Source organism: Lactobacillus sp. PV012, from assembly GCF_014522325.1.
Taxonomy (GTDB): domain Bacteria; phylum Bacillota; class Bacilli; order Lactobacillales; family Lactobacillaceae; genus Lactobacillus.
In genome coordinates this window covers 97,922-115,520 of record NZ_CP041983.1, presented here as the reverse complement: position 1 = coordinate 115,520, position 17,599 = coordinate 97,922, and the positions used below count along the sequence as shown (strand labels likewise).

At 33.0% G+C, this 17,599-nt stretch carries 17 protein-coding genes; 7 read left to right on the top strand and 10 right to left on the bottom strand.

The genetic code is table 11. From position 1 onward, the window contains the following. Positions 1–8: 8 nt before the first annotated feature. The 8 genes from FP433_RS00560 to FP433_RS00525 form a co-directional block, all read right to left on the bottom strand. On the bottom strand, positions 9–1,022 hold the full coding sequence (locus FP433_RS00560) for an NADP-dependent oxidoreductase (protein ID WP_265483719.1): 1,014 nt from the start codon (positions 1,020–1,022) through the stop codon (positions 9–11). Then, positions 1,012–1,449, bottom strand: a complete 438-nt coding sequence (locus FP433_RS00555; RefSeq protein ID WP_265483720.1) for an Rrf2 family transcriptional regulator — start codon at positions 1,447–1,449, stop codon at positions 1,012–1,014. Before FP433_RS00555 ends, FP433_RS00560 begins: the two co-directional genes overlap by 11 nt. A gap of 105 nt (positions 1,450–1,554) precedes the next feature. Then, positions 1,555–4,323 (bottom strand): DEAD/DEAH box helicase, encoded by a 2,769-nt coding sequence (locus FP433_RS00550; protein WP_265483721.1) that lies wholly within the window; start codon positions 4,321–4,323, stop codon positions 1,555–1,557. A 56-nt stretch (positions 4,324–4,379) separates the two neighbouring features. Then, positions 4,380–5,231 carry an alpha/beta hydrolase gene (locus tag FP433_RS00545; RefSeq protein WP_265483722.1) on the bottom strand — a complete coding sequence of 284 codons (852 nt, stop codon included), beginning with the start codon at positions 5,229–5,231 and terminating at the stop codon, positions 4,380–4,382. 2 nt (positions 5,232–5,233) lie between these two features. Next, positions 5,234–6,148 (bottom strand): amidohydrolase family protein, encoded by a 915-nt coding sequence (locus tag FP433_RS00540; RefSeq protein WP_265486778.1) that lies wholly within the window; start codon positions 6,146–6,148, stop codon positions 5,234–5,236. A gap of 12 nt (positions 6,149–6,160) precedes the next feature. After that, positions 6,161–6,988, bottom strand: a complete 828-nt coding sequence (locus tag FP433_RS00535) for an exodeoxyribonuclease III (RefSeq protein WP_265486777.1) — start codon at positions 6,986–6,988, stop codon at positions 6,161–6,163. Between the two features lie 115 nt (positions 6,989–7,103). Then, complete coding sequence (locus tag FP433_RS00530) at positions 7,104–7,355, bottom strand: GlsB/YeaQ/YmgE family stress response membrane protein (RefSeq protein WP_265486776.1); 252 nt, start codon at positions 7,353–7,355, stop codon at positions 7,104–7,106. 38 nt (positions 7,356–7,393) lie between these two features. Beyond that, positions 7,394–7,546 carry a CsbD family protein gene (locus FP433_RS00525; RefSeq protein ID WP_265486775.1) on the bottom strand — a complete coding sequence of 51 codons (153 nt, stop codon included), beginning with the start codon at positions 7,544–7,546 and terminating at the stop codon, positions 7,394–7,396. A gap of 244 nt (positions 7,547–7,790) precedes the next feature. On the opposite strand from FP433_RS00525, the gene FP433_RS00520 reads away from it, so the two are divergent. The 6 genes from FP433_RS00520 (at position 7,791) to FP433_RS00495 (ending at position 14,018) form a co-directional block, all read left to right on the top strand. Then, entirely contained in the window at positions 7,791–7,979 is a 189-nt protein-coding gene (locus FP433_RS00520; RefSeq protein ID WP_265486774.1) for a hypothetical protein, read from the top strand. Positions 7,980–8,284: 305 nt separating this feature from the next. Next, entirely contained in the window at positions 8,285–9,625 is a 1,341-nt protein-coding gene (locus tag FP433_RS00515) for a ClC family H(+)/Cl(-) exchange transporter (RefSeq protein ID WP_265486773.1), read from the top strand. A gap of 290 nt (positions 9,626–9,915) precedes the next feature. Beyond that, positions 9,916–10,914, top strand: coding sequence for a tryptophan ABC transporter substrate-binding protein (gene trpX, locus FP433_RS00510; RefSeq protein WP_265486772.1), 999 nt, complete (start codon positions 9,916–9,918; stop codon positions 10,912–10,914). After that, positions 10,911–11,807, top strand: coding sequence for an ABC transporter permease (locus tag FP433_RS00505; RefSeq protein WP_265483731.1), 897 nt, complete (start codon positions 10,911–10,913; stop codon positions 11,805–11,807). The genes trpX and FP433_RS00505 overlap by 4 nt, the downstream gene beginning before the upstream one ends. Then, a complete protein-coding gene (locus tag FP433_RS00500; protein WP_265486771.1) occupies positions 11,804–12,568 on the top strand; it encodes an ABC transporter ATP-binding protein in 765 nt (254 codons plus the stop codon). The genes FP433_RS00505 and FP433_RS00500 overlap by 4 nt, the downstream gene beginning before the upstream one ends. Before the next feature lie 71 nt (positions 12,569–12,639). Further along, a protein-coding gene (locus FP433_RS00495) for an IS3 family transposase (RefSeq protein ID WP_265486770.1) occupies positions 12,640–14,018 on the top strand; the annotation gives its coding sequence in 2 pieces (ribosomal slippage) (positions 12,640–13,120 and positions 13,120–14,018; 1,380 coding nt in all). 31 nt (positions 14,019–14,049) lie between these two features. Here the strand turns inward: FP433_RS00495 and FP433_RS00490 are convergent. Further along, the gene (locus tag FP433_RS00490) at positions 14,050–15,438 is read right to left on the bottom strand and encodes an IS3 family transposase (RefSeq protein ID WP_265482988.1); all 1,389 of its coding nucleotides are present in this window, start codon (positions 15,436–15,438) and stop codon (positions 14,050–14,052) included. A 139-nt stretch (positions 15,439–15,577) separates the two neighbouring features. Then, positions 15,578–16,621 (bottom strand): AI-2E family transporter, encoded by a 1,044-nt coding sequence (locus FP433_RS00485; RefSeq protein ID WP_265486769.1) that lies wholly within the window; start codon positions 16,619–16,621, stop codon positions 15,578–15,580. A gap of 132 nt (positions 16,622–16,753) precedes the next feature. Between FP433_RS00485 and FP433_RS00480 the strand changes: the two genes are divergently transcribed. Continuing rightward, the gene (locus tag FP433_RS00480; RefSeq protein ID WP_265486768.1) at positions 16,754–17,593 is read left to right on the top strand and encodes a DegV family protein; all 840 of its coding nucleotides are present in this window, start codon (positions 16,754–16,756) and stop codon (positions 17,591–17,593) included. Positions 17,594–17,599: the final 6 nt, after the last annotated feature.

The window sequence follows — 17,599 nt, the reverse complement described above, 5'->3', positions numbered from 1 at the left end:
TACTAAATTTACTCATTAATATCTAAAATTACTTTTCCCTTATTGTGGCCCTGCGCTACTCTTTGCATAGCTTGTTGAGCTTGATCTAAAGGATAATGATCACCCAAAGCCGGACGAATCTGCTTTTGCGCAAGAATTTCTGCTGCTTCTTGTAGTTGCTTACCATTGGCACGCACTAAAATAAAGCGATAACTAACACCATATTTTTTAGCCAAGCGATCCATTTTTGCTCCAGCAGCTCCTAACAAGAAAGTCTTAATTTTCCCAATCCCCATTGACTTAGCAAAAGCCTTATTCGGTGTTCCAATGAGCGAAACTAATACTCCACCTGGTTTCATAATACTCATTTCTTTTTCAATATTATCTCCACCTAAGGCATCAATTACAAAATCAACATTGGATAATACATCCCAATAATTTTCTTTTTTATAATCAATAAATTGACTTACACCAAGCTTTTCAACTTCTGCTTTTTTAGCGCTACTACCATTAACAATTACTTTTAAGCCTTTTGCTACTGCAAGTGGAATTGCCATTGCGCCAAAACTTCCTGTTCCACCAGCAATAAATAAACTTTGACCCGGTTTAACATCCATTAATTCTAATGCTTGCATTGCAGTCAACGCGGTTAATGGAACGGCAGCAGCTTCAGAATTGGTTAAATATTCTGGAACTTTTGCAATAGCGTTTTGCTTAATAACTAATTTTTGCGTAAAGGCCCCAATATCATCCAAAGGATTACGAGCAAAAATTCGATCACCAACTTTAAAATCTGTTACTTGACTACCAACTTGCTCTATTTCACCCACGAACTCATTACCCAAAGTTTGGGGTAACTTGTAAGGCATGGCGATCTTCATACTAATATCATGAGCAATCAAATTATCAACTGGATTTACACCAGCATTAAGTACTTTCACTAAGACTTCATCTGCTTGAACTGGTTTTACTTGTGTTTCAACTATTTTGATAATTGGGTTGGTTTTACTAACTTTAAATAATTTTGCGGCTTTAGTTTCCATTTTTTTCATCCTTTACTATTACTTTTAAACGATTTATTACATCAACTAAGTTTTCTGCAGCTAAACTTTGGGCAATTTGTTTTTCCAAATTACTTTCAATTGGGAAAACTACTTCTTTAATATTTTTTCCAACTATACACTCAGGATTAGAATTTTGGTGAATTTCAAAGAATGTTGGTTTCTTTTGCTCCACTGTTTCATAAATTTCCAAAAGTGATATTTCAGCTGGATTCTTTATTAAATTAATTCCAGACTTCCCCCGGTGACTTTCAACAAGTTCTCCCTTTTTTAATAAGGCTAAAACTTTTCTAACATAACTTGCATTAGTCCCAATACTTTTAGCTAAATCTTCTGAATTTAATGGTTTAGAGCTTGTAGCTACCATCACTAAAATGTGAATAGCTACTGAGAATTTAATATCATTCATATTATTTCTTTCCAATTTAAATGTATCAATTATAGATACATTATTCAATAATTTTACCTTTTTTGCAATAAAAAACACTAATTTTTAGTTAGTGTTTTTAAATTATTAATTTTCTCCCAATACTTCTTCTTTTTTGCTTTCGGTTAAAGGAGTCGCTAATAGTAAGTCCATTCCTACCACTGATTTTTTCTTTGGCCCAATTACTTCTTCTTTGATCGTTTCTCTATCTATTGTGGCTTGTCCCAAATAACTAAATTGCTTTCCCCAAGCATCACTTTCTTTAATAAAAACATGAATTTTCATATTAGGCGTATTCAGCAATTTATCAACCTCTGGTGAATTTAAATGCCGCGGACTGCGAGTATACCAACGCAATCTTTTGCCATCACTTAAATTATTTTTATAAACAGCATTTCTCTTAGTCTCATCTTGTTTTTGATAAGTAACAAAAATTGGGGTCTCTTTTTCATCTACACGATAGCCATACATTGGTGCAGAAACATCTTTTGGCCAATTTAGCAAGCGACAAACATCTTTGCGTGAATATTTTTGATATAAAGTAAATTGTTGAGTTTGGTGATAATCCTTACTCAATAGTAGTCCTGTTTCTACTACATCCTGAAATAATTTTTTAAATTCTGGATTTTTTAAACTGGCATTTAATTCCTTGTTTAAAGAGAAGTTATTTTTACTAAACTCTATCAAGCTTTGATTGCCATACTGTTGTTTTTTAGTAGTTTTGCCTTGTTTGACATCAAAAAAATTAAGCGACAAGATGTGTATTATCGACGATAAAATTTCTTCATTGTAGTAAGCTGGGGCTTTTTTAAGTTCAGCTTTGAATTCCGCCAACTCGACCATCTTATTTTTCAATAGCATTTTTAACAACAATAACTCATGAATTCTTTTTCCATTTAGTAATTCTTTAGTTAGAAAAGTTAATACCTGATTCTGCCAATCAGTTAGTAGTACTTCTTCACCCATTTTTTGTAAAAAGTCTCCGTAGTGGTTTAACAATTTATTATTTGCATATAACATTGGCAGGGATGGTTGCACTTGATAGAGATCCTGCAAATATGGCACCCGCCCAAGGCGATTTTTAACTTCTAAATATTGCTGGCGTAAATTTGCAATTGAATCTAGTTTAATTTTTGCTAAAGAGTTTAAAATTTTTTGACTTGCTATTTGCGTAAAGTTAATCGTCGAGACATCAATTGTTTCTGGAAAACGCACCTTATTACGCAATCGATCTTTATCCAACTGCGCTTTTTCATTAAATGTCATCGGAATTAGATAATTATTTTTATAATTTCCAATAAAGTCAATTACCGTTACAAAATCTTTTTTGGGGTATTTACGTAATCCTCTTCCAAGCTGTTGCAAAAAAACGATGCTCGACTGCGTGTTGCGGAGCATAATAATTTGATTTAATTCTGGAATATCGATTCCTTCATTAAACAAATCCACCGTAAAAATATATTCTATCGCTCCTGATTTTAGTTGGTTAACAACCTCTTGACGTCTTTTGTTGCTATCAGCATTTGTTAAAGCGAATGCTGGGTGACCATTTTGTGTAAAAAGTTTTGCTAACTCTGCTGCTTCGTCAAGCTTACTACAAAAAACTAGACCTCTTGCTTTTTCTCCTGAATAGCCATAGTATTGAATTTCCTTTAATAGATAATTTACTCGCGCCTCTGAAGTTAACTTACGCAAATTACTAGTTTCAGTAATTACTTCATCATTAGCCTCATAATCCTGTACTCCCACATAATGAAATGGAGTTAACATTCCTTGCTTTAAAGCATCTGCTAATCTAATTTCAAAAGCTAAATTATAATCAAATATTTCAAAAATATTTTGTTCATCCATTCGTTCAGGAGTTGCTGTCATCCCTAACCAAAATTTCGGTTTAAAATGCCGCATAATTTTTTGGTAGCTCGGCGCCGCCGTCCGATGCGCTTCATCAATTAAAATATAGTCATACGTTTCAGGAGGAATTTTTGCTAAGATTTCATCTTGGCTCATACTTTGCACAGTCGCAAAAGTATATTTTTTACTTAAATCATGACTAGTTCCGCTAAAAATCCCAAATTTTTCTTTAGTTTCATCCAGCACTTTTTCAAAACTAGTTAGAGATTTTTCTGCAATTTGTTGGCGATGAACAAGGTATAAAAATTTTTGTGGTTGAAATTTTTTGACTGCAAAAGCTCCTAGATATGTTTTCCCTGTTCCTGTAGCTGAAACAATCAAAGCTTTATTTTTCTTTTGTTTCATTAACTCAGTTAATTTTTCTAAGGCTGCTTGTTGCATAGCATTAGGAGTAATTTTTTCAGTATGTTTAGACAAAGCTACTTGTTTTATCGGTTGCCAATTACGTGCATACTCTTTAAGCCATTTAGTTGTTAGGGGAATAGAAGTTTGCGATAGATTTAGTATTTCCTGTTTTAGTTGCTGGGTTAGCACTTCGTTTTCTAACGAATCTACTTTTAGTGACCATTCATAATTTTTTAGTAAGGCGCTGCGCGTAAAGTTGGCACTGCCAATAATTATGGTTTGTCGATTCGGATGATCAAATAAGTAGCCTTTTGCGTGAAAACCATCTTCTTGAGCAATTTTTACAGTTAAATTGGGAATTTTTTGTAATTCTTCAAATACTTTAGGACTATTGAAATTTAAATAACTACCAGTAATCAGTGTGCCTGTTACGTTATTTTCGGCTAAATCTTCCAAGATTACCTTAAGTGGTGTCAGCATATTTTCACTAATAAATGCTACTACCCAAGTAAATGAACTAGCCGCTTTTAGCTCTTCTTTGATACGAGTCCAAATGTTTTGCTTGTTAGTATTTAATAGTAATTCATCTTTTTGTCCCATAGCCTTGTCTCTTTCTAAAAAACCTCAACTACTTTTTCTGTAGTTGAGATTTCACTTTATTTATTCCATAAAAATTTTATCAATACTTTATCGACTTGTTTATTTTCATGTAATTTTGAATGTTGGGCGTTTTTTCCTGTAAACTTAACAACTTTATATGATTTTGCTCTAGTTGCTACTAAATACTTTAATGATAAAGAAGATACATTAGGTACAGTTCCATCTGTTTTTCCACCAATATCACCAATAATATTCAAAACGGCAACCTGGTTTTTAGGATAAATTTTTCTAACTTTTGTCATTTCTTTATACGATGCATTCATCTTATTTGGTTTACCTGCACTATTTAGCTTCAAGTTAGCTGGTTGACGAATACTCTTAGGAGCCCGAGCAAAATCAAGTCCTGCAAAATGTCCTGCAATATCTACTTGTTTTTGTAGCTGCGGCATTTTTTTATTTTGACCATTTTGTAACATATAGTAGATAATTGAAATATTTCCTGCAGAATGTCCAACCATATTCATCTTTTTAATACCATATGTCTTTTGTAATGTCTTTACCACATTTGTAGCATATTGTCCGTACACTTTAAAATTCATATTGCGGTTATTTTCATAATTTACTTCGACAATCGGATTTTTTGCATTTTTTGACCAAGTACCAATTAAAGAGACTTTGCCCTTTTTATCAACATTTGCTCGAATTACTGAATGAGTAACTCCCGCTTTTTCTGCAGCTTGAACCATCTGCTCTTCAGCATGATAAGAGCTACCTCCACCATGAAAAAATAATGTTGGTGTTGCAGTAACTTTGGTAGTTTTAGCTGATAAATTTTGATTTCCACAACCAGTTGTTAAAATAGCTAATATAGTAGTTAGTAAACTAAGCAAAAATATTTTTTTCTTCATTACTATTCACCACTAACCAGCTTTTGATAATTTTTATAAAAAATATCCTCCATCTTGGTAACTGGTAAGTTTAACTCTTCAAGTGCATCTACAATAATCTTAGTTGCACCTGCTGGTTTTACCCCAAATGGGGCATCAGTCCCAAACAGTACATGATCACTTCCATAGTAATCTAATGCTAATTTAAGAGCTGGCGCATTACCCAAAATAGCAGTATCAACATAGAATTTTTTAAAATCTACTGCCTGCTCTTGAGGCAAAATATGATTAATTCTTCCAGCAAAAAATGGTACCATTGCTCCAGCATGATGGATAATAATTTTTATTGTGGGATATTTTTCAAAAATATTTGCCTGTACCAATTGCAGCATTGCTTGCGATAATTCATATTCCCAAGAAAATACTAAATTATTATCTGGTTTACGCACGTCAAATACTGGATGTAGCCAAAGTGGCACATTTAATTTAGCAGCAGTTGCAAAAATTGGCTCATATTCAGGTGCAGCAATACTTTTACCTAAATGACGAGTGAAAATTTGAGCTCCCACCAAAGAAGAGGAATGTGCAATCTCTTCTAAAATGTCACAACTAGCCTTTACATTATTTAAGGCCAACATTCCTACTCCACTTTCAAAATAATCCGGAAATTTTTCAATAATCTTTGCCAGTTCTCGATTACCTGCTTGAGCTAACTGTGCTGCTTCATTAGGTTCTGTAAAATCTTCAGCATTAATATTTGCAAAAGAAAGTACCTGTTTTATATCTTTAGCTGGCCATGTTTTTATTCTTTCATCTAAATCGACTAGTGCTGGAATATTAATAAAAGGGAACTTCTGAGGAATCGTTTTATCAATTTTTAGCATCTCTTGATAATAATTTTTAGGTAAAATATGGGCAAAACTATCAATTTTTTTCATTTTATTACTCCCTTATATTTCAATTTCTAATAAAATTGGACAGTGATCTTTTCTTTCACCACTGTCAATCATTTCTGAGCGTTTAATATTATCAGCAATTCGGTTAGAAACGAGGTAATAATCAATCCGCCACCCTGAATTATTTTGTTTACTAGTACGAACTCTTTGTGCCCACCAAGTATACTGTCCTTCCACTTTTCCATTAACTTTTCTAAAGGTATCAGTAAAGCCAGCTTCCAATAATTTATGAAAGCCTGAACGTTCTTCATCAGTAAAGCCAGCATTATGATGATTGTTTGCGGGATGCTTCAAATCAATCTCTTCATGGGCCACATTATAGTCACCACTTGCAATAACCGGCTTTTGAGCATCAAGTTTTTTTAAATACTCAGTATATTGCCGATCCCAAATTTGTCGATCCTCTAAGCGTTTTAATTCATTACCAGAATTAGGAGTATACACTTGCGTCACAAAAAACTTTTCAAATTCTAAAGTTAAAATTCTTCCTTCATAATCCATTGTATCTGGCGCATCAATTACTGGATAAGAGGCTTGCGGTGTATAAGTATTTTTATATAAAAACATTGTTCCAGCATAACCTTTTCTAGCTGGTTCTTCCGATGAGCGCCAGACATAATTATATTCTGGAAACATTTGTCCCAAAATTTCTTGATGTTTTTTTGTAGGACCAGTAGAACGTAATTTTGTTTCTTGAATTGCAATTACATCGGGATTATTAGCAGTAATAGTTTGTAAAACTTTACGTGTTTCTTTAGCTCTATCTGAATCACTGGTTAATGCAGCATTTAGAGAATCAATATTCCATGAAATTAAAATCATTATTTTTACCTACTTTATTTCAATTCTTTCAAAAATATTATACTCGTTATTTTTTCTTAGCGCAGAATAGAAAAATAGAAATTCTTTTTCTCCAAATTAAAAAGCAGCCTTTCAGCTACTTTCTAGCTATATTCAAAATCCATGATACAACTATTACCAAAATTACTGCTCCTAATATCGAAGGAATAATTGCCATTCCTGCTAATTGAGGTCCCCATGCACCAAGTAACCATTCACCTACCGAAGACCCAATTAAACCAGCAATAATATTCAAAATCCAATTCATTGAGCCACCTTTGTGAGTAATTGCTCCTGCAATTACTCCAATCAGACCTCCAACAATTAGTACCCAAATCCAATGTAACATAGTGAACCTCCTTTAAATTTTTAATTTTAAATTATCTATTATTTCTCTTCCAATTCTGCTTTTTTCTTTTCTAAATCTGCTTTAAGCTTCTCTGCTTTTTCTTTTGCTTTCCCTTTAAGTTGTTGTGCCTTTCCTTCAACTTCTTTTGCTTTGCCTTTTAATTTGTCTTTTAAGCCCGAATCTTTATTCATAAATTATTTTCCTTCCATATTTCTTTTTCTGTTTGTCTGTATCTTAATATTACCTAATTCTAGTCAACTAAGGAATTTATATGCATTTAATTATAGCTTCTTACGAATTCCTTAATCTATTAAAAATATATGAGATGCTTTTATGGATATATATTTAAAAAGCCCTAAATTTTCTTTTTCTAAAACTTTTTTCTATCTATTTTTGTATAATAAACTTAAAATCATTATTTAGAAGGAGTTATTCATGATTTCTCTTTTATCATTTTTACTTGCAATTTTGATCATCTGGCTCTTGCTTAAGCTGGGAATTGGTATCATTAAAATTGTCTTTTTTATAATTGCTGCGATTATAATTTTTTCTATAGCAGCTTATATTTTAGTTCCCCTACTTATTATTTTAGTAATCTTCTTACTGGGAAAATTAATTTTATAATTTCAAATGAAAAGGCACTATCAATCTGATTTGATAGTACCTTTTTTCATAGTTAATTAAGTATAACTAGGAAAGTAATTTTTTGGGGGAAAATAATATGAATAAGATAGTTGGATTCTATCTAAATATGAACTATTACTAGCTTGTAATAGGAAGGAAAAAGGTTTATCTTTCTGCCTTCATCTTTACAATACCACCCTTACTTGAAAAAATAAAATAATAAGTATTATTTTAAAAAATAGTTTCATATGAAACAGGTGTCGCTATATAATATTCTAAGTATTTCATTAGAAAAGAGGAATTTTGTGTTACCTGCGAAAAAAATTCTCGCTAAGCCTTTTACCTCTACTATATTAAGAATATTAGGCCAAGGTATTTTCATAGGTTTGAGTATTGGACTTGTTGTCAGCATTTTTAGAATTCTATTAGATCACAGTATCAAATTATTGTATGTTTTGTATCCTTATTTATCTTCCCACCCAGTTTGGATACTTCCATTCATTATCTTTACCATCTTGCTCTGTTTTGTAGTGGGACAAATTATTAAGCCACAAATTAATAATTTGGCTGGTTCAGGAATTCCCCAACTTCAAGCCATGCTCTTAGATGAAAATTCCATGCCTTGGTTTACAATTCTTTGGCGCAAATTTATTGGGACTCTTTTAGCCCTTGCACCTGGATTATTCTTAGGTCGTGAAGGTCCTTGTATTGAAATGGGAGCAATGATTGCGACTGGTTATGCAAATGATTTCTTTTATACTAATCCGCCGCAAGATACTAAAATTCTGCAATATGCTGGAATTGCAGCTGGTTTAAGTGCAGCTGTTAGTGCTCCTTTTGCAGGTGTTTTCTTCTTAGTTGAAGAAATTTCTTCTTCGTTTAAACCCAAAGAAGTACTGACTGCACTAGCTGCGGCTGCCTCTGCTGATTTAGTTACTTTGATTTTCTTTGGAAATCGCCCCGTACTCTATTTGCCCATCGCCCATAAATTACCTGTTTCTTCTTATTGGTCATTAGTATTAGTAGGAATTGGGGCTGGTCTTCTGGCTTATTCATACCAGTGGAGTTTGCTCAATGCTAAATGGATTTTTAGCAAATTAAAAATCATTCCACGTCAATATCATAGTATTATTCCTTTTCTTTTAGTTATCCCCATCGGATTAATTTTTCCTCGGACCTTAGGAGGATCCCATTCTTTAATCGATATTCTCTACCACAATCCCATCATTGTTAAACAAGAACGTTTAGGTGATCTGACCTGGTTATTAATTCCAATTATTTTCTTCATTTTACGTTTTATTTTTTCAATGATTTGTTATGCCAGTTCCTTACCAGGTGGGATTTTTATGCCCAATTTAGTTTTAGGCTCGCTTTTAGGATTAATTTTTTCTACTATTTTAATCCACCTTCACTTAATTCCCAGTGCAAATTATACTAACATTATTATTGTATCGATGGCTGCCTACCTAGGGGCCTGTCTTCATGCTCCCTTTACTGCAATCATGCTTTTGACAGAAATCGTAGGAACCGTAGAGCAAGTGTTACCTATGATTATGGCTGTCTTTATTGCTTCAGTAGTTCTTTCAACCTTAGGTGGGCGTCCACTGTATGCTAGTTTGAGAAAACAGATGGGCTTTAAAGTCTAAAATATATTTGAATTAAAAAAAATAATTGATATAATAAAATCAAATATTAAATCAATTTCTTAGAAAGGAAAATTACTATGCAAGCTCAAACAAATCTTCGTTGGCAATTCCAGCATTAGGGTTGTTTCTGGTAAACAGATACGACCCAAGTAGGTTTCGTATCTGTGCTGGTAATTTTCTTTTATAATTTAAACCCGCACAGAGTATCTTTTTACCCTGCTGCGGGTTTTGCTTTTACTGCATCTCCTGTTTTATTAGCAGGGGATGCTTTTTTACTTGGAGCTATTTATATGAAAAAATTAGTCACAACTATCATACTTTTATTTATATTTTTAATAACAGCATTTTTTGTTGAATCCAACGATAATGCTACTAATAATTCTGCTAGTAAACCAATAGTGGGAATTTTACAAACTGTTAGCCATCCCTCTTTAGATGAAATCCATCGTGGAATTATTGCTGGACTTAAAGAAGATGGGTACGTTAACCACAAAAACATTACTATTGATTTTGAAAATGCCCAAGGAGATCAAAGCAACTTAAAATCAATGAGTGACCGTTTTATTCAAAAAAACGCTAAAGTTACTATTGGTATTGCTACTCCAGCTGCTCAAGCACTAGCTAATGAGCCAGGAAAAACACCAGTTATTATGGGAGCAATCAGTGATCCAATTGGTAGTGGACTTGTCCATAGTCTAGAACATCCCGGTGGAAAAGTTACTGGAGTTAAAGATATGCAACCAATTAAGCAACAACTCGATTTAATTCAAGCTTTTCTTCCTAAATTAAAAGACATTGGCGTTCTTTATACTTCAAGTGATGATTCTTCTACCTCAGAATTCAAAGAATTCAAAAGACTTGCCCAGCAACGTAAGCTACGTGTGCATCCCTATACTATTACTTCAACCAATGATATCCAGCAAGTAGCTCAAACCATGGCTGGCCAAGTTCAAGCAGTTTATGTCCCAACTGATAATACAGTAGCTTCAGGATTTTCGAGCTTAATTAAAATCACTAATCAAGCTCACCTACCCGTTTTCCCGGCCGTTGATGCAATGGTAAAAAGTGGTGGGGTTGCTGCAACTTATGTTAGCCAATTTGATATGGGAAAAGCTACTGGAAAAATTGCTGCTGAAGTTTTAAAAGGAAAAAATCCTAGCGAAATTCCAGTTAAAGTTATCCACAGCTATTCCACAATCATCAACGAAAAAGCTGCAAATGAGTTGCATCTTCAAATTCCAACCGCAATTATTAAACAAGCACAAAAGAAAGGAAGTATTATTAAATGAGTTTAATTACCTCAACCATTGGTCAAGGATTAATTTGGGCAATTTTAGCTTTAGGTCTTTACTTAAGTTTTCGAATTTTAGATATTGCTGATATGACTGTTGAAGGAACTTTTCCTTTTGGTGCAGCTGTTTGTGTGAGTTCTTTAGTCCACGGCGTTAATCCTTGGGTTGCTACCCTGCTTTCTTTTATTGCTGGTTTAATCACTGGAGCAGTCACTGGTTTACTTTATACCAAAGGGAAAATTCCAGTTTTACTAGCAGGAATTTTGACCATGACAGGAATTTACTCAGTTAACCTCCACATTTTAGGTAAAGCTAATGTTGGACTTTTAAACCATGCCACACTTTTTAGTGGAAAGTTTTTAGCTAATTTGCCAGATGGGTTTGCCAGTGTAACAGTTGGTTTAATCGCTGCAGTAGTAATTGTAATTTTGGTTGCTTTGTTTCTTAATACAGAATTGGGACAAAGTTTTATTGCAACTGGTGACAATGAAAAAATGGCTCGTTCTCTAGGAATTAATACTGATAACATGAAGATTTTAGGCCTCATGATTTCAAATGGTTTAATTGGGCTAAGTGGTGGCCTCATCGCCCAAAATAGTGGTTACGCTGATGTTAACCAAGGAATCGGGACAATTGTTATTGGACTAGCTGCAATTATCATCGGAGAAGTTTTTTATCGCAATCTTTCGTTAACAGCACGTTTAATTGCTGTTGTCGTCGGTAGCATTCTTTATCGCTTTGTTTTATTAATTGTTTTACAACTCGGATTTAGTACTAATGACTTTAAATTACTCTCAGCAATCATTTTAGCAATTTGCTTAATGTTGCCACTTTTTGAAAATAAATTTCATTTACGTAAATCAATTAAGAAAGGAGTAGAAAAGCCATGAACCAAGAGATTTTAAAACTTAAAAATATTAACACCGTTGTTAATGCGGGCAGCAGTGATGAAAAAAAGATCCTAAAAAATTTAAATCTTACTCTTCATCAAGGAGACTTTGTGACCTTACTCGGAACTAATGGGGCAGGAAAATCTACTTTATTAAATGTTATCAATGGCTCCTTAATGCCAGCTAGTGGTGAAGTTTTTCTTAAAGGAAAAAATATTACTCGCTTAAACGATGTCAAAAGAACAAAATATATTGCTCAAGTTTTTCAAGACCCGAAAATGGGAACCGCACCTAGAATGACAGTAGCTGAAAACTTATTACTAGCTACTAAGCGTGGCCAACGCCGCACCTTAAAGTTAAGAAAACTTGACCAACAGCTGGACTTCTTCAAAGAAAAAACCGCCCAACTTCCTAATGGGTTACAGGATCGGTTAAATACCTTTGCAGGTAATTTATCTGGTGGGCAACGTCAAACACTTAGTTTTTTAATGGCTACTATTACTCGGCCAGATGTGCTCTTGCTCGATGAGCATACTGCTGCTTTAGATCCCAATACAAGTCGCGGATTATTAGAATTGACAGATAAAGTAGTTAAAAAAGATAATTTAACTTGTATTATGATCACTCATCAACTTAAAGATGCTTTATTATATGGTAATCGCACCCTAATTTTAAAGGACGGACAAGTTGTTTTAGATGTTACAGGACAAGAAAGAAATAATTTAACCGAAGAAAAGATTTTAAAATATTTTGCTAACTAAAAAGATATCTGGTCGTTGTGAAGTGCCTCATAATTGTTAGACATAGATCTAACGATTGTGAGGTATTTTTTATGACTAAATATTCTAATGGGTTCAAAATTAAGATTGTTTCTGAATTCTTTAATCATCAAGATTCAATAAAGGGATTAAGTAGAAAGTACAATATTCCTTACTCTATGGTATATAAATGGATTCATCAGGCTGATGAAAATGGCCTTGAATCTCTTAAAATTAAACATAAGAAGATGAACTATTCTCCTGAGTTTAAGTTAAATGTGGTACGCTATTATTTAAATAATCCTAATTTAGGAATAACTCCGGTAGCTGCCAAGTTCAATATAAATTCTTCTCAGGTTTACACTTGGGTTAATAAATTTAAAAAAGAAGGTATGGCTGGTTTACTTCCTAAGCAGAAAGGACATCCATCCAAAATGCCTAAGAAACCTAAAAAGAAACAAGCTCAAAAGATAAAACTTAGTGAGAAGCAAAAATATGAAGAGAAGATTATTAAACAAGAAGCGGAAATCGAAAAATTAAAACTGGAGAATCTTGTCTTAAAAAAAGTGGCTGCCCGTTATCCTCGCTATCCAACAAAGAAAAAACGCTAATTATCAAGGATATTCGGGCTAAAGTGCCAACTGTAAAGCTGAATACCTTATTTAGTCTGCTTAAGCTTAATCGAAAAACATATTATGATAACTTAAAAAATCGAATTAATAAGTGCGATAGATACGCTAAAGTTAAGAAAGAAATTAATCATATTTATTATGATGAAAGTAATGAAACATACGGTTATCGGCGTATTTGGGGCGCTTTAAAAGATACTGGTATCAATCTTGCTAAGGAAACTGTTCGTAAAATTATGCGTGATATGGGTATTAAAACCATGATTTATCATAAGAATACAGCTAAGTACAGTTCTTATAAAGGTAGCGTTGGCAAAAAGGCTCCTAATATTCTTAATCAGATCTTTGATGAGACTATCCCTTATAAGGTCTTGCATACCGATGTAACAGAATACAAATTAACTAATGGCAAAAAAGTCTATATTTCACCAATAGTTGATGAAGCATCTCTGGAAATACTGGCTTGTGCAGTTAGTTACTCTCCTGAGATGAAGACTATTTATAGGATGCTTGATGAACTTGAAGTAAATTTACCAAAAGATGCACGACCAATTTTACATTCTGATCAAGGTTTTCAATATCAAAATGCTGGTTATCAAGCCCGTCTTAAAGAAATGAATATTACACAAAGCATGTCTAGAAAAGGAAATTGTCATGATAATGCGCCAGGTGAAACTATATTCAACCTAATGAAAAGAGAATGCCTAAATCGACTTAAGATTGGCTCTCTTGAAGAGATGAAGCAAGTGTTAAGTAAGTATGTCACTTGGTTTAATAATATTCGTCGTTCCAATAAATTAAAATACACGACTCCTGTAAAATGATATGAACCCTAAAATTAGGACATATTATTAATTAGCTTTGATTCATAATCGCATTCCGATATTCAATCGGTGTGCGATTTTTTAGTACAGTTTTAATTCGTTTAGTATTGTAATATTCAATATATTCTTTGATGGCTTCTTCTAACTCATCTAAATTACTAAAATTATTTTCGAATCCATAAAACATTTCTCTTTTAAGTATGCCAAAGAAACCCTCCATCATGCCATCATCTAAAGAATTACCTTTACGTGACATACTTTGGGTTATGCCATGATTTTTAAGCCATGATTGAAAGAGAGGATGTTGATATTGCCAGCCTTGATCAGTATGAAATACTAAACCATTAAGGGCCGGATACTTTTTATAGGCCAGCTTTAACATATCCATTACTTGCTTTAAAACAGGATGACGACTTAGAGTATAAGAGACAATCTCTTGTGTGCAACCGTCCATAATTGGGGATAGATAAAGCTTTTCACCATTCAAATGAAATTCCGTCACATCTGAATACCACTTTTTATTTGGAATTACAGACTTGAAATTACGTTTAATCAAGTTACTTTTGATCTTACCTACAGTTCCACGATAGCTTGAATATTTATGCTTACGTCTAATGGCAATGCCATATAAGTGCATTTTAGTCATTAGACGTTTTACTTTCTTATGATTGATTTTAAGTCCTTCACGTTGAAGTTGTGCAGTAATTCTTCTATAACCGTAGCGATGTTTGTGCTCTTCATATACTTCTTTGATCCTTTCCATGATATTTTGGTTTTTCCTATCTTTATCATCATGTCCTTGAACATAGTAATAATTACTCCTAGATAGGTGAGGAAGGTCAGGTTTAGAATTGATCACTTTAAGCACAAAACTCACAGTCACATGAAGTTCTTGCCTTAGCTGTGTGACTGCAGAAACTATTTCTTGTGCTTTTGGTTTCTGATTCTTTGTGCCACTAAGGCATCTAATTTTTTTATAAATTCGTTCTCGACAGTAAGCTCTAAATTCTTTTGTTTGAGGTCCTTGATTTGCTTTTGAAGTTCTTGAATCTGTTTGTCTTTGTTCTGCATTAGATCTTCTACCTTTCTTATGATTAATGACATTATACCCATTTTCTTTGTATTTGCGAACCCAATTGTAAAGCATGGCCCTACTACGTAAACCAAGATCTAATGATATTTGGGACATAGTTTCGTCTCCTGAAAGAACCCTTCTAATTGCCTTTTCTTTAAATTCTATTGAATAAAAAGTATAGGGCTTATCTAGGATTTCTAATCCATATTTATCGATTAATTTAAATAAGTATCTAAGACTATCAGAGGTAATTCCATATTCTTTTCCTAATTGAAGAGAAGATTTACCGTAATATTTCCAATTATTATAAATATCAATTTTATCTTGTTTAGACAGTTTAGTCATAATAAAAAACCTCGAAATTCTTGTCCGAATTTCGGGGTTCATATCAAAATACAGAAATCGTGTATTATCAAGTATTTAAAATTTTATAAAGTGTCTAACTTTCTTATGGCACTTCATTGTTTTCCAGATATCTTTTTTACTAGAAAATTTTTGTTTTTCGTTTCTTCTTTTTATCTTTTCTCGGATTAATCCCAATTAATTCAATAAAGAAAGTAAAAAGTGGTACACCCACAATTAACCCCCAAGTTCCCCAGAATTTTTCAGCCACTAAAAGAATCAAAAAAGTATAAAAAATTGGTAATTGAGTTTTGCTAGCCATAAATTTTGGATTAAGAAAGTAGGCTTCAATAGCATGAATGATCAAAATTAAAATTAAGATATAAACTACATCTTTTATACCACCTACTGAATATGCGACTAGACTTAAGGGAATCAGTGAAATTATAACTCCTGCAACTGGAATTAAACTTAAAACAAAGATCATCAATCCTAAAGCCACAATCTGCGGCATTTTCAATATAATTAGTCCAATCATTGTCAGAATTGTATTACAGATAGCAATAAAAAATTGTGCTTCTAGTACTACTCCAAAAGTATCAGCAAATTTTTGTCCTAAAAATTTTAAATCTTCAAAAAACCACTTAAAACTTCCTTCTGTTACAAATAAATTTGAAAATTGATGCATTTTTTTCAATTCAAAAGTATAAAAGAAACTCAAAAATACTGACATCAATAACGCAACTGTTAAAGTACCCACATTTGTAATTGTATGAATAATAAAATTCATCCCATGACGAGCTGAACTTACTATTTCTTCTCGGTTGATATATTTTTCAATATCTTTTAATATGCCTGTCATTTGATGACTTTGATAAAAACTAATCATTGAGCGTACAATTTTAGTAATTTGTTTAGCCAACAAAGGAATATAAATAGTGACTACAAAATACAGCAATCCAAATAATAAAAGATAGATGATCCCCACAATTAGTTTCGTCGGGAAGCGAGGAATTATACTTTGAACTTTTTTGATTATATGAATCACAATATATGTAAAGATGAATGTCAGCAAAATTGTATCAATCATCGCTCGTGCTTCATATAAAATTATTCCAATTATTAAAAGTACAAAAAAACGTCTTAATAGATCATTTTGTTTTAGTTTACTCCAAGGATTATTCATTTTTCTACCCATTCTACTTTGTGTTTTCTACTACAAAGTATAACATTCGTTTTAATTGACACAATTCACTTTTTTGCCTAAGCTTATATTAATAAAAGTATAATAATTTGATTAAATATAGTGAGGATAATCATGACAGCTAAAATTCTTACAGACTCCAGTGCTAATCTTTTAACTTCTGAATGTTCAGGTACTCCTCATGAAAACGTACCTTTGACTATTCAAGTGGGAAATAAGTCTTGGCGCGATGATGGTCACATTGATCCAACTTTACTTAAAGAAGCTCTAAGTGAAAATAGTGTTAAAACTACCACTTCCTGTCCTAATATCCATGATTGGCTAACTGCTTTTGGCGATAGTGATGAAATCTTTGTCTTTACCATTTCAGGGGCACTATCGGGAAGCTACAATGCTGCTAAGCAAGCCGCAACAGAATATCATACTACTCACCCTAAAGCTAAAATTCTTGTTTTTGATAGTCACTCAGCCGGCCCACAAGTCAAATTACTTGCCGAAAAAACTGGTGAGCTTATTAAAGAAGGACTCTCTTTTAAAGAAATAGTCAAAAAAATTGAAGATTACCAAGAACATCTTAATTTAATTTTTGCCTTACAAGATTTAACTAATCTTGTAAATAGTGGGCGTGTATCTGGCGCTGCTGCTAAGGTAATGGGGATGCTTAAATTAAATGTTATCGGGCGCGCTAGTGTTCAGGGAAAATTTGAATCCATTGGCAAAGCACGGGGGGCTAAAAAAACCTACAGTCAAATTGTAAAGAAAATGATTGAATATGGTTACAATGGCGGAAAAGTTGCTATCGACCATGTTGATAATTTAGCCGGTGCTGAAGCAATTGAGAATTTACTTTTAAGTAAATTCCCTGATGCAAAAATCACCATTGGAAAATGCGGTGGTTTATGTAGCTACTATGCCGAAAATGGTGGTTTAATGATTGGTTACGAAAGCAAATAACAATTA

Coding starts and splice junctions, on each gene's coding strand:
- FP433_RS00560 (WP_265483719.1), bottom strand. CDS start 1,022: ATGGAAACTAAAGCCGCAAAATTATTTAAAGTTAGTAAAACCAACCCA.
- FP433_RS00555 (WP_265483720.1), bottom strand. CDS start 1,449: ATGAATGATATTAAATTCTCAGTAGCTATTCACATTTTAGTGATGGTA.
- FP433_RS00550 (WP_265483721.1), bottom strand. CDS start 4,323: ATGGGACAAAAAGATGAATTACTATTAAATACTAACAAGCAAAACATT.
- FP433_RS00545 (WP_265483722.1), bottom strand. CDS start 5,231: ATGAAGAAAAAAATATTTTTGCTTAGTTTACTAACTACTATATTAGCT.
- FP433_RS00540 (WP_265486778.1), bottom strand. CDS start 6,148: ATGAAAAAAATTGATAGTTTTGCCCATATTTTACCTAAAAATTATTAT.
- FP433_RS00535 (WP_265486777.1), bottom strand. CDS start 6,988: ATGATTTTAATTTCATGGAATATTGATTCTCTAAATGCTGCATTAACC.
- FP433_RS00530 (WP_265486776.1), bottom strand. CDS start 7,355: ATGTTACATTGGATTTGGGTACTAATTGTTGGAGGTCTGATTGGAGTA.
- FP433_RS00525 (WP_265486775.1), bottom strand. CDS start 7,546: ATGAATAAAGATTCGGGCTTAAAAGACAAATTAAAAGGCAAAGCAAAA.
- FP433_RS00520 (WP_265486774.1), top strand. CDS start 7,791: ATGATTTCTCTTTTATCATTTTTACTTGCAATTTTGATCATCTGGCTC.
- trpX (WP_265486772.1), top strand. CDS start 9,916: ATGAAAAAATTAGTCACAACTATCATACTTTTATTTATATTTTTAATA.
- FP433_RS00505 (WP_265483731.1), top strand. CDS start 10,911: ATGAGTTTAATTACCTCAACCATTGGTCAAGGATTAATTTGGGCAATT.
- FP433_RS00500 (WP_265486771.1), top strand. CDS start 11,804: ATGAACCAAGAGATTTTAAAACTTAAAAATATTAACACCGTTGTTAAT.
- FP433_RS00490 (WP_265482988.1), bottom strand. CDS start 15,438: ATGACTAAACTGTCTAAACAAGATAAAATTGATATTTATAATAATTGG.
- FP433_RS00485 (WP_265486769.1), bottom strand. CDS start 16,621: ATGAATAATCCTTGGAGTAAACTAAAACAAAATGATCTATTAAGACGT.
- FP433_RS00480 (WP_265486768.1), top strand. CDS start 16,754: ATGACAGCTAAAATTCTTACAGACTCCAGTGCTAATCTTTTAACTTCT.